We start from the raw sequence: 12400 nt of genomic DNA on the forward strand, positions 1-12400 counted from the left end.
CAATCTTCTAAGTATTTTTATATGAGGTGATATATGGCAAAAAACTGGGATATAGAGAAATTCAAGAAGACAGCAAGAGCTGCAGCCGCAGAGGGCATTGTTCTTTTAAAAAACGACAATAATACACTGCCGCTTAAAAAGGGAACAAAGCTTTCTGTTTTCGGCAGAAGCCAGATGAATTATTATAAGAGTGGAACAGGCTCGGGCGGTATGGTCAATGTAGACTATGTTGTCGGAATTTATGAAGCACTCGAAGCTTCAAAGAAATTTAAAATGAACCTTACTGTTCGAAAAGCATACGAAGCTTTTGTAAAAGAGAATCCTTTTGATACAGGAATCGGTTGGGCAGCAGAGCCCTGGTTCCAAAAGGAAATGCCTTTTAGTGACGAATTTGCCAAAAAGGCTGCAGAGGAATCAGAGGTTGCGGTTTTTATAATCGGAAGAACAGCAGGAGAAGACCAGGATAATAAAAATGAGCAGGGTAGTTATCTTCTTACGGATGAAGAGAAGGCATCTCTTAAGAAGGTATGCGAAGCTTTCTCAAAAACCATAGTTCTTCTCAATGTAGGAAATATCATAGACATGAAGTGGGTTGAGGAAATCGGACCTGACGCTGTGCTTTACGTATGGCAGGGAGGTCAGGAAGGCGGAAATGCCGTTCTCGATGTACTTTCAGGTGCTGTGACTCCTTCCGGAAAGCTTTCTGATACAATCGCAAAGGATATTTCAAAGTATCCTTCAACTGAAAATTTTGGATCAGATAAGAGAAATTTTCAGTCTGAAGATATATATGTGGGATATCGTTATTTTGAAACTTTTGATAAGGATTCTGTTTTTTATCCCTTTGGATTTGGACTTTCTTATACCACATTTGATGTTGGTATAGGTGAATTCTCCTATGATGAGATTGAGGGTATCTCACTGGAGGTATTGGTTACCAATACAGGTGATATTTCCGGAAAAGAAGTTGTACAGGTTTATGTTGAAGCTCCTCAGGGAGTGCTTGGAAAGTCCAAGAGAGTTTTGTGCGGCTTTTCAAAAACCGATCTTCTTGGTGCCGGACAGATGCAGTGCACCTGCTTTGACATACCCAAGTACTGGTTGTCTTCCTATGATGACAGCGGAAAAACAAAACACAAGTCATCATATGTTATGGAGAAGGGAACCTACAGGGTTTATGTCGGAACAGATGTCAGAAACGCTGAACTGGCAGGCGAATTTACACTTGAGAAAACAGAAGTTATCTGCAAATGTGAGGAGGCCCTGGCTCCTGTTAAGGAATTTGAGCGCATAAAGCCCGAGGAAGCTTTGGGACTTTGCGCAAAGGTATATGAGAAAGTACCCACAAGAACTCTTGATCCGAATAAAAAGAGGAAAGAAAGACTTCCAAAGGCACTTCCTTATACAGGTGATAAGGGATTTAAGTTAAAGGATGTAGAGGAAAAAAATGTCTCTATGGAGGGCTTTATAGCACAGCTTTCCGATAGTGATCTTTGTGCCATGATGCGCGGTGAAGGAATGTGCTCTCCTAAAGTAACTGCGGGTATTGCAGGTGCTTTCGGCGGGGTTACCGAGAAGCTTTCGGATTTTGGAATTCCGATAGGAGGATGTTCTGATGGCCCCAGCGGAATAAGAATGGACTGTGGAACTCACGCATTTTCGCTACCTAACGGAACCTGCCTTGCATGTACATTCAATGAAGAGATAAATGAAGAGCTCTTTTCATGGGAAGCATTGGACCTTAGAAAAAATAAAATCGATGCGCTACTTGGCCCAGGAATGAACATCCACAGAAATCCGCTTAATGGTAGAAATTTCGAGTATTTTTCAGAGGATCCGCTGCTTACAGGTAAGCTTGTTTCAGCACAGCTTAAGGGGATGCATAAATATGATGTTACCGGAGTTATAAAGCATTTCGCCGGTAACACCCAGGAATTTAAGAGACATAATGTCGATAATGTAGTTTCCGAAAGAGCACTTCGTGAAATCTATCTGAAGGGCTTTGAGATTGCCGTTCGTGAAGGAGGTGCCCGAGCTATCATGAGTACCTACGGACCGGTAAACGGAATCTGGACTGCAAGTAGTTATGACCTTTTAACAACCATTCTCAGAGGTGAGTGGGAATATGACGGAATTGTTATGACAGACTGGTGGGCTATGGGCAATGATGAGGCCGGTGCTCCCGGTAACTATCAGAATGTGTCCGCTCAGGTTCGTGCTCAGAATGACCTTAACATGGTTAACGGTAACGCCGGAGACAATTCTAATGGTGACGATCTTCCTGTTGCTTTAAAGCAAGGAAGATTAACAAGAGCCGAACTTGTCAGAAGTGCAATAAACATCTGCAACTTCCTTTTAAAAACACCTGCTTACAGACATATGCTGGGTGAGGAATCTGCACTTGATAAGGAGCTGGCTGCAGCAGTATCTGCAGAGGATTCAAAATTGCAGGATATGGTTAAGGCTTCCTTTGACCGTGATGAGGTAGAACTTGATGTATCGAAGATCAAGGTTGAGAAGGGCGAAACCACAGCATTTATCATAAATTCAAAGCATAAATGTATGGCAGAACTGGAGCTTGTACTGCGAGCTGATAATCAGCCTGATGTAGCCCAGCTTCCCGTTTCTGTATTCCAGGACAAGAATCTGATAAAGACAGTTACGCTCACCGGAATGGATAAGGATTTCAAAACGGTTACGATAAGTATGAATGAAATATTTAACAGTAACTTCTATCTGAAATTCTATTTTGCTCAGGGCGGTCTGGAAATCAAGTCCGTAAAATTAAAAATGGTTAAGAATCTGGACGAGGTATTTAAAAGAGGCCCGTCAGAACTGTAATTAGAATGACAATGCGCTAAAGTAGTTTTATCATGCTGAACTTTTTGAAATTATATGCATGATTTTAATGCTTTGGCGCATTTTTTATAAAAATAATATACTAAAAAATCGCTTGTTTTAAGGAACTATAAAGGAATTCTTAAATGTTGGTTAATGTTTAAGTCAACTCGTTTACTAATATATTGAAACATGATAATAATAATCTAAAAGAAACATAGCAAAAATAGTACGCATATGATAGCAAACGAAAGGAGAAAGTTTAAATGGGGGAAAAGGGATATCTGAAGAAAACCATTGCAGCACTAATTGCGATAGTGATGACGGCAATGTTGGTTTTTATAGCTGTTCCTTCATATCGTGCTCAGGCTGCAACCAAAAAGGTTACAGTAAAGCTTACGGAGATAGGCGGAGAAAATGAAGTTAACTTAAGAAAAGGGGAGAAAGCTCAGATCAGGCTTAGAAAAGCAGGAACAACTGTTTCAAAGACATCTGCATTCTATAGTTCGACTAAAAGCTCAGTAGCATCTGTCTCAAAAAAAGGTGTTATTACTGCTAAAAAAGGTGGCGAATGCGAAATTGAAATTGAGGATAAGGAAAGTGATTATATCGCAACCATCTATGTGTATGTAAAGAAAACAGGAGGAAATTCAAATACAACTACAAATTCCTCCAAGCTTTGGTTAGATGCTCCTTCAGTAACGCTTTCTGTTGGTCAGACACATCAATGTAAAGTTTTTTCAAGGCCGGATCGCAGCGCAACTGTTAATAATGTGAGGTGGAATAGTCAGGATAGTAAGATAGCTACAGTAAATGGCGGACTTATCAAAGCTCTTAAAGAAGGAAATGTCAGGATACACGCCAATAAGGATGGCAGAGATGCCTGCATCATGGTTTATGTAAAGGGTGCTGAAAAAAAGAGCAGTAGTAGCTCAAGTAGTAGTTCAAGTAGTAGCTCAGGCTACAGAAGTTCAAGCAGTAGCTCAAGTTACAAAAGCTCAAGTAGTAGCTCAAGCTACAAAAGCTCAAGCAGTAGCAGTTCGAGCAGTTATAGTAGCAACAGATCAAAATCAAGCTATAGCAGTTATAGCTCAAGTCGTATCAGAAGCCTTGGCATAAGGAAATAAGTACCGGGTGTGACCGGAATATAGAGGGAATCGGTTGCAATGGCCGTGACTGAAAATCGGCCATGTATATAAATACACTAAAGGGGGTGTTCATTATGGGATGCAAATTTAAAAGAATACTTGCAACAATGTTGGCGGTTACAATGGCTGCTATGCTATGTATTATAGCAATTCCTGCACAGGCTGCTGTGAAGAAAGTAACAGTTAAGGTGACCGAAGATGGCGGAGAAAAAGACATAAGTATGTCAAATGGCCAGAAGATTCAGCTTGTTGTAAAAAAGGGCAGCAAGACTCTCGGAAAGACAAAAGTAACCTATAAGGTTAGCGGAAAATCTGTAATTTCAGTTTCAAAGAGCGGCCTTATTACAGCTAAAAAAGGCGGAGATGCTGAAATAGAGATTAAGGACAAAAATAGTGATTATACAGCAACCGTTTCTGTCGAAGTAAATGGTGGAAACAGTGGCAGTGGTAAGAAGGTATCAGTTCAGAAGATCTGGCTGAATGTACCGTCAATTACACTTGAAGTTGGAGAAGGATATACAGCAAGAGTTTACATAAAAGAAACAGGCACCGGAGGCAGTGTTGTGTGGACAAGTGAAAACGCTGATATAGCAACCGTTGACCAGAACGGAAATATCAGAGCAGTTGGCCATGGTTCAGTACGGGTTCATGCACAAAAGGGCGGAAAAGATGCTTGTATTATGGTAAATGTAAACTAATAATCGGTGCGCATTATTGTTTCATTTAGAAAGGGTGTGGTTATCATGGGAAGTAGAGTAAAAAGAATCTTATCAGTTGCATTATCAATGTTGATGGTTGCAATGCTTTGCATTATGGCGGTTCCGTCATATCAGATCCAGGCAGCAACCAAGAAGGTTACGGTAAAAGTAACTGAAGATGGAACTGAAAAAGATGTAACTATGTCTAAGGGACAAAAGCTCCAGATTAAAGTTAAGAAGGGAAGCAAGACCCTTTCAAAGACAAAGGTAAGATACAGCTCTGATGACAAGTCGGTAGCTACAGTTAGTAAGAAAGGTCTCATTACGGCCAAAAAGGGTGGAGACGCAGAAATTACTATTACAGATAAGAGCAGTGGCTACGAAGCAGTAATCAATGTAACAGTTAAGGGTTCAAGCTCAGGCTCAGGTAAAACAGTAACCAAGCTGTGGCTTAACGATTCTGCTGTATCCATCAAGGTTGGCGCTTCAATGCAGCTGAAAGTATTCTCAAAGCCTTCCGGCGTTGCAACAATTGATAATGTACAGTGGTACAGTGATAATGACTCTGTTGTTTCTGTAAGCCGCGGCGTGATCAAGGGCGAGTCCGAGGGTGAAACTGTAGTTTATGCTACAAAGGATAAGCAGGTAGCAGCTATAAGAGTACATGTATACAAATAATGTAATTGAAAATTTAATATAGGATACAAAGGACCGCATTCCAATTATCGGGATGCGGTCTTGTTATTAGAAAAAATACACTTGCAATAGTCGAAGTAATATTTATGTGTTATTATATTTTTGCTAATTTAATTGTATATAAACAATCAAAATAATGAGCAAAAGCATGGTTTTGCAATCGATAATATGGAGGAGTAGATTTAAAATGGCAATTTATAATTATGTTGAAGCTGTAATAGACGATAAGGATTGGTATATAACAAATTTGTCTAATGTAGCGGCATGTATATGGGATCAGCTCCCTGATGTAAGCTGGGTTGGATTTTATCTTTTGGCAAAAAAAGGCGAAACAGATAAGGAAAAGCTTTTTGACACAGATAGAGAAAACAGTGAAAAAAATGAACTTATACTCGGACCCTTTCAGGGAAAGGTGGCCTGTACACATATAGCTTTGGGACGCGGGGTATGTGGAGTTTCTGCAGCTGAAGATAAGACACTCATAGTTCCCGATGTATCTGAATTTGCAGGATATATTGCATGTGACAGCGAAGCAAGATCGGAGATAGTTATTCCGCTTCGAAGTGAAGATGGAAGAGTGATAGGTGTACTTGATATAGACAGTAATACACTCGGAAGATTTTCAGAGGCTAACGAAGAAACGGCAGACCTTGAGAAGTGCGCTGAAATTATTTCAAAAATATTGGAGTGAATCTGTATTCATAGATAAACTATGAATAAACAGTAGCATTTACATAAGACAAAAAAAGAACTTGGCAGAGGCGAACTGCCAAGTTCTTTTTATATGGAAATGGGTTTAGTAAGCTGAAATCATCATCCCTTTACAGCACCCTCGATCATACCTTCCATAATCTGTTTCTGAGCGATAAGGAAGAGAATAACCATAGGCAGGATTGCAAGGAGTGCAGCTGCCAGGATAAGGTTCCACTGCTTTACGTATGAACCAACGAAAGCCTGAACTGCAACAGGAAGTGTCTTAACCGGACCATTCTGACCAAGCATCATTGAAGGGAGAAGGTAATCGTTCCAAATCCACATACCGTTAAGAATTGTTACTGTAGTAATAACGGGTGAGAGAAGAGGGAAGATTACTTTGAAGAATACCTGCTCGGGTGAGCAACCGTCAATTGATGCAGCTTCTTCAAGATCAAAAGGAATTCCCTTAATAAATCCAACAAGAATGAATACTGTCATAGCACCACCGAATCCGAGGTATGCAAATACGATACCGGGAACGGACTTAAGCATCGGGATTCCTACAAATTTTCCTACATCTCTGAAAGTAGAGATAAGAGGAAGCATAACTACCTGGAAAGGAATGATCATTGATGCGATGAATGTAAAGTAAATAACATTTGACCAAACTGTCTTGTTACGGCAGATAACCCATGCTGCCATGGAACCAAGTACTGCAAGAAGTACAAGAGACAGGATGGTGATGAGAGCTGAATAACCAAATGTCTGCCAGAAGGTAAAGCTCTTGTTGTTAATAACATCATTCATGTTCTGTGAGAACTGAGCAAATGAAACACCGTTAAATCCGATGGGATTTGAAGTGATGTCTGCTGACTGCTTAAATGAGTTTACAACAACCAGGAAGAAGGGAAACAGAACATATGCAGCTATAATAATTGCAATTGCAAGTCTTATTACAACGCTTGAAGTTTTTTCTTTTGTATGCATTATAATTCAACCTCCTTCTTATTAGATATACGAACCTGTAAAATTGATACACATGCAAGAATTATGAAGAACAGAACGGCCTTAGCTTCGCCAAATGCGTATTCGTTCTTGATAACTGCTGTGTTGTAAATGTTAAGAGCGAGCATTTCGGTACCGTTTGTAAGGTAGTTACCAAGGATATCAACTGAACCTGTACCGTTTGTTAATGCAAGGTTAACATCGAACTGTTTGAATGCACTTGTAAGTGTAAGGAATGTACAAATTGTAATTGTAGGAGCAATCATAGGAATCTTTATTTCGAAAAGAGTCTGTAAAGGATTAGCTCCGTCGATGGCAGATGCCTCAAGAACGTCACCGGGGATAGTATTAAGACCGGTAATATAGATGAGCATTATATAACCTGCATACTGCCAGATATATACGATGATAATAGCAAGGAATGCTGTTTTTGTATCCGCAAGCATAGAGTACTGGGTATTTAAAAGCTCTGTTACAACATTACTGAAAATGAAGTTCCAAATATAACCAAGTACGATACCTCCGATAAGGTTCGGAAGGAAATAAGCGGCTCTGAAGAAGCCAAGTCCCTTGATTCTGGAGGTGCAAAGAAGAGCAAGTAAAAATGCAACCAGATTAACAAGGATCATGTTAAATACTACGAAAAGGAATGTGATGAATATTGACCACAGGAAACTTGCCTGTGTGAACATTCTGGTATAATTTGCAACGCCAACTGCGTTTTTTACTCTGATTCCGTCCCAGTCAGTAAAGGAATAACCGATACCAAGAACGAGAGGAATGATTACTGTTACCGCAAAAGCAAAAAGAAGCGGGAACAGGAAAATGATATTGATAATCGTACGATGATGCTTAATAGTAGGATAGAAGTAAAGTCCTGCAATGATGCCGACAGCCCCAAGCACTAAAGTGGCTCCGCGATACGACACACCTGAACCCATGATATCCATCGCCAAAGACCAAATAACAAGTGCAACACCGGCAATCAGGAATAGGATTGACATAACTTGCTTACTAGCAGATGGTGTTTTCATAACTTAATCTCCTTTAGATTGAAGAAAGCCTTTGCTTTTGCCTCAAAATTATTTGCTATATTCCAAATTTAGTGAAAAATTGGGGCAGAGCATTTAGCCCTGCCCCGGTTGAAATTTTTAGTATTAGTTGTTGTAATAACCTGTAATAACCTTAGAAATCTTGTCTGTGAACTCTGCAGCGTCTGCAATTGTTCCCTTAGCATAGTCAGCGAATACCTGACATGTCTCATTCTGAAGACCGTCCTTCTTAAGCATTGTGTGCCATCCGCTGTAGTTGCCTGCATCGATGTAGCTCTTCATGCTCTTGTAGAAAGGATTTGTTGCTTCGTACTGGCAATCATCGAAAGGAGATACAAGACCAGCCTTGTTTACAAGGATATCCTGTGCAGAATCGCCTGCGCACCAGTTGAAGAATGCCTTAGCAGCGTCAACGTTACCATCCTTATAAGCTACCCAGTATGACGGAGGTCCTGCAATGATTGTGTTGATGCCATCTTCGAAAGCGTAAGGAGCGAAGCCTACTTCGAAGTTTACATCTTCAGGAGATGTTACACACCAGTTACCCTGTGTGATGAATGCATATTTGCCATCCTTGAAGCCGGCAACCTGATTATCATATGTACCGTCTACAAGAAGGTTAGGATCTGAGTACTGATTCATCATGCCGATGAACTCAGCGAACTTTGTCATTCTGTCTGTGTCAATCTTACCACCGTCATTAAGCATGTCGATGTAAGTTGTATCGTCAGCCTTAAGACCTGCATCAAGATACTGACCAAATACGTGTGTACCTGAAGACCATCCAAGGTTTGCAGGCTCAGCGCACCAACCAAATACAGCTGTGATGCCAAGCTCATCCTTCTTGGAATCAAGTGTCTCGCAAGCTGTCTTCCAAGCATCAGGGCTTGTAAGAGAAGCGGGATCAACACCTGCAGCCTTAAGTACGTCTGCGTTATAACCAAGAGCAGTAGCTTCTACTGTGTAAGGGAATCCGATTGTGCCCATGTTAGCATCAACGAGCTCGAATCCTGTCTTATCTGTCCATTCTTCGCCAGCAAGGTCAGCAAGCATGCCGTCCCATGTAGCTGCCTGGTTTGCTTCGATAACGAAGATGTCAGGCATGTTGTCAGCCTGGTACATTTTCTTAAGCTCATCACCGGCACTTGTGTCACCACCGATTGTCTCGATAGAAACTTCGTTACCTGTTTCAGACTTGTAAAGCTCAGCAAGCTCTAAAAGCTGATCGTTGATTTCAGGCTTACCATTGAGAAGACGAATAGCTCCTGCAGCAGCTGTTGTGTCAGATGACGCCTCAGTAGCTGTCTCTTCAGTTGTCTCTTCTGCAGCAGTCTCCTCTGTTGAAGCCTCAGCAGTTGATTCTGCTGTGTCAGCAGCAGTGTCAGCAGTAGTGTCTGCATTTGAACCACCGCAAGCTGTCATGCTAAGAACCATTGTTCCAGCAAGAAGCATGGATAATACTTTCTTTTTCATGTTACCCTCCTTATTGTGCACTTTGCTAACCAAGCAATTTGATTAGCGGTTACTTTTGCGCATAAGTTTTATGCTGAAATTAAAATATCACGAAGAACGGTAAAATACAATAGTTAAATTTAAATTTTTTGTTGATTTATCAACACCTTATGCGTAAAAGCTGATTATTACTGGCTTTGTGTAACATAATTTAATTTCTTAAATTTTCATAAAAGGTTTTGGTAAAGTGCTATACAAAATGCTCAAACGTTTTCGCTGAATACCCTGATTTCGTTGTGTAGGTTGTATACAAAAACACCTGTAAACTGCTTATGGCACAATTTACAGGTGTTTATATCTTTTCTCTACCGAATATGGTAGGGGAAATACTCTATTATTGTTATCAAAAATTATTATATAAGTGATCTTACAGTGTCCCGGATGATCAGCTCTGTGGGAAGCTGAACCTGCTTAGGAGTCTTTTCACCCTTGATCCTCTTAAGAAGAATATCTGTTGCAACGACTCCTTTTTGCTTTACATCCTGATGCACGGTCGTAAGTGCAGGGCGGTGGAGCTGGCCAAGGAGTGTGTCATCAAAGCCTGCTATTGAGATGTCATCGGGAATGCTCATACCGAAATCCTCAAGAGCGCACATTACCTGAACCGCATACAAATCAGATACACACATTATGGCATCAAACTCCGGCGCTCTTTTACAGATTTCTGCCAGAGAATCGTCAATCTCATCCCTTCTGGGACGTAGCTTTAGGAACCAGTCATCTTCATAGTGTATGCCGTTTCCTTCAAGAGCGTATTTATATCCTGAGAAGCGTTCATAGTCAACGCCCTTCATATTATCTGAGAGGAAGGCAATCTTTTTGTGGCCCTGTTTTATCATATAGTTGACCATATCAAAGCACCCCTGCCTGTCATTGAGTCCTACATTTATGAAGTGCTTAAGACCTTCAATACTGTAGGTGTCGATGCAGACAATCGGCTTTTTATACCTTTCGCTGACACGGATTCCGTCATTATCTATCATACCGAACAAAAGAAGACCATCCACATTCCAGGTTGATACATGACGCATTATTTCAGCTGTATCGCTTGAGATGTACAGCATCATGAAATAACCGGCATTTCTGATTGATTCCTCAATACCGCCGATCAGTTCTGATACGAAGGGATCCATGAGTAGATTCTCATACTTATCGGCTCTTGCCTTAAGAGCTACTCCGATAATTTTGGATTCATTCTGCGCCAGGTTTCTTGCGTTGATATTTGGAACGTAATCTACCTTTTTCAGGTAATCTTCTACAATTTTTATTGTAGCGGGAGATACCTCGCCCGTTTTTCCGTGAATAACGTTGGAAACCGTAGTCGTACTCATATTAAGTTGCTTTGCAATTTCTTTTATTGTGATCATAAAAAAACCGTCGTCATAAAAATTTAACTTTACAAAAGTTCAAAAATGATTATAGTGTAAAAATATCACAGCGAAAATGCGCTGTCAAAAATTAGAAAATGCACATAATATAAGAAACTTTTGCGTTAAAGTTGAAAACAACAAAAATTTTTAATTTTTTAATTTGAAAGGAACCGGAAATGAACACAGTTTATGGCAAAATCAATCCGATGAATGCGGTTACCGCAGACATGGTTAAGACACTTGGTGAAAAGGATATTCAGATTCCCGCAGAAATCCCGCATGGAGACATGCCCGGAGATAAGATTGAGATAGGAGACAGTCATATTGCTAAGGCAAAGACAATCTTCCCTCTATTATTGGAGGAGCTTTCTAAAGTAACATCTGCTAATCCTTACGGAAGAGCCGTAATCACAGTATGCGGTGGCTCAGGCGTTGGTAAGTCTGAAATAGCTTCACTTCTTTCATATATGCTTGAGCAGTCCGGAATCGGCAGCTACACAATGTCCGGTGATAACTATCCTCATCGCATTCCTATGTATAATGATGCTGAGAGGCTTCACACTTTCAGACAGTCAGGCATCAGAGGAATGGTGGATGGCGGCGCCATGAATGAGGAAAACTATAAGATCGTCAAGGGCTTCCAGGAGCAGAATGATGATGCTAACGCTGAGCATGTAAAAGAGTATCCCTGGTTTGCATCTTACCTTGATGCAGGTAAGAAGGGACTTGATGCTTACCTTGGAACTCCCAATGAAACAGATTTTGCAGAGGTTGATACAATCCTTGCAGCATTCAAAAACGGAGCGGACAAGCTCTGGCTTAAGAGAATGGGAAGAGATGAGACAACTCTCTGGTACGATGAAGTAGACATGTCAAACAAACAGGTGCTCATCATCGAGTGGACACACGGTAACACAGACTGCATGAAGGAAGTGGATATTCCGGTTCTTCTTAACAGCACTCCGCAGGAGACGCTTGAGCACAGAAGAAGCCGTGCACGTGACGGTAAGGTCGACAGTCCTTTCACAATGATGGTTCTTGAACTTGAGCAGAATAAGCTTGTTGCTCAGGCACATAAAGCGAAGATCATCGTAAGCAAGCAGGGCGAGATCATAAGCTACGATGAATTTAAGAAACTAATGAATATTTAAATATAGGGCCCTCATCCGCCCTTTGGGAACCTTCCCCTTGGGAAAAGGAGAAAAAAGCCTTCCCCCGTGGGGGAAGGCAAAAAATAGAAAGCTTTCAATAATGGAATAAAAAGCCTTTCCTTGGGAAAGAAAAGAAAGATTTCAATAATGGAATAAAAAGCCTTTCCTTGGGAAAGAAAAGAAAGATTTCAATAATGGAATAAAAAGCCTTTCCTTGGGGAAGAAAGAAAAGAA

Annotated in this window: 10 protein-coding genes; 6 read left to right on the forward strand and 4 right to left on the reverse strand. The window is 40.7% G+C overall.

Going from position 1 to position 12400, the window contains the following annotated elements:
• The first annotated feature begins 33 nt into the window (after positions 1-33).
• The 5 genes from BV60_RS0108420 to BV60_RS0108440 all read left to right on the forward strand — a co-directional run bounded on the left by BV60_RS0108420 (position 34) and on the right by BV60_RS0108440 (position 6071).
• Complete coding sequence (locus BV60_RS0108420) at positions 34-2841, forward strand: glycoside hydrolase family 3 protein (RefSeq protein ID WP_029320875.1); 2808 nt, start codon at positions 34-36, stop codon at positions 2839-2841.
• 263 nt (positions 2842-3104) lie between these two features.
• On the forward strand, positions 3105-3965 hold the full coding sequence (locus tag BV60_RS0108425; RefSeq protein ID WP_029320876.1) for an Ig-like domain-containing protein: 861 nt from the start codon (positions 3105-3107) through the stop codon (positions 3963-3965).
• Positions 3966-4060: 95 nt separating this feature from the next.
• The gene (locus BV60_RS0108430) at positions 4061-4684 is read left to right on the forward strand and encodes an Ig-like domain-containing protein (protein ID WP_029320879.1); all 624 of its coding nucleotides are present in this window, start codon (positions 4061-4063) and stop codon (positions 4682-4684) included.
• Positions 4685-4729: 45 nt separating this feature from the next.
• Complete coding sequence (locus BV60_RS0108435) at positions 4730-5362, forward strand: Ig-like domain-containing protein (protein WP_029320881.1); 633 nt, start codon at positions 4730-4732, stop codon at positions 5360-5362.
• Between the two features lie 205 nt (positions 5363-5567).
• Positions 5568-6071 (forward strand): GAF domain-containing protein, encoded by a 504-nt coding sequence (locus tag BV60_RS0108440; RefSeq protein ID WP_035777185.1) that lies wholly within the window; start codon positions 5568-5570, stop codon positions 6069-6071.
• 122 nt (positions 6072-6193) lie between these two features.
• Here the strand turns inward: BV60_RS0108440 and BV60_RS0108445 are convergent, their stop codons facing one another.
• The 4 genes from BV60_RS0108445 to BV60_RS0108460 form a co-directional block, all read right to left on the reverse strand.
• Positions 6194-7063 carry a carbohydrate ABC transporter permease gene (locus tag BV60_RS0108445; RefSeq protein ID WP_029320885.1) on the reverse strand — a complete coding sequence of 290 codons (870 nt, stop codon included), beginning with the start codon at positions 7061-7063 and terminating at the stop codon, positions 6194-6196.
• Positions 7063-8115 (reverse strand): carbohydrate ABC transporter permease, encoded by a 1053-nt coding sequence (locus tag BV60_RS0108450; RefSeq protein ID WP_029320886.1) that lies wholly within the window; start codon positions 8113-8115, stop codon positions 7063-7065. Before BV60_RS0108450 ends, BV60_RS0108445 begins: the two co-directional genes overlap by 1 nt.
• 123 nt (positions 8116-8238) lie before the next feature.
• Positions 8239-9606, reverse strand: a complete 1368-nt coding sequence (locus tag BV60_RS0108455; protein WP_029320888.1) for an ABC transporter substrate-binding protein — start codon at positions 9604-9606, stop codon at positions 8239-8241.
• 392 nt (positions 9607-9998) lie between these two features.
• Positions 9999-11012 carry a LacI family DNA-binding transcriptional regulator gene (locus BV60_RS0108460; RefSeq protein WP_029320890.1) on the reverse strand — a complete coding sequence of 338 codons (1014 nt, stop codon included), beginning with the start codon at positions 11010-11012 and terminating at the stop codon, positions 9999-10001.
• 179 nt (positions 11013-11191) lie between these two features.
• Here BV60_RS0108460 and BV60_RS0108465 point away from each other — a divergent pair, with 179 nt between their 5' ends.
• A complete protein-coding gene (locus tag BV60_RS0108465) occupies positions 11192-12166 on the forward strand; it encodes a hypothetical protein (RefSeq protein ID WP_330376233.1) in 975 nt (324 codons plus the stop codon).
• The last annotated feature ends 234 nt before the right edge of the window (positions 12167-12400 follow it).

It is taken from the genome of Butyrivibrio sp. AE3004 (genome assembly GCF_000703165.1).
Lineage (GTDB): Bacteria > Bacillota > Clostridia > Lachnospirales > Lachnospiraceae > Butyrivibrio.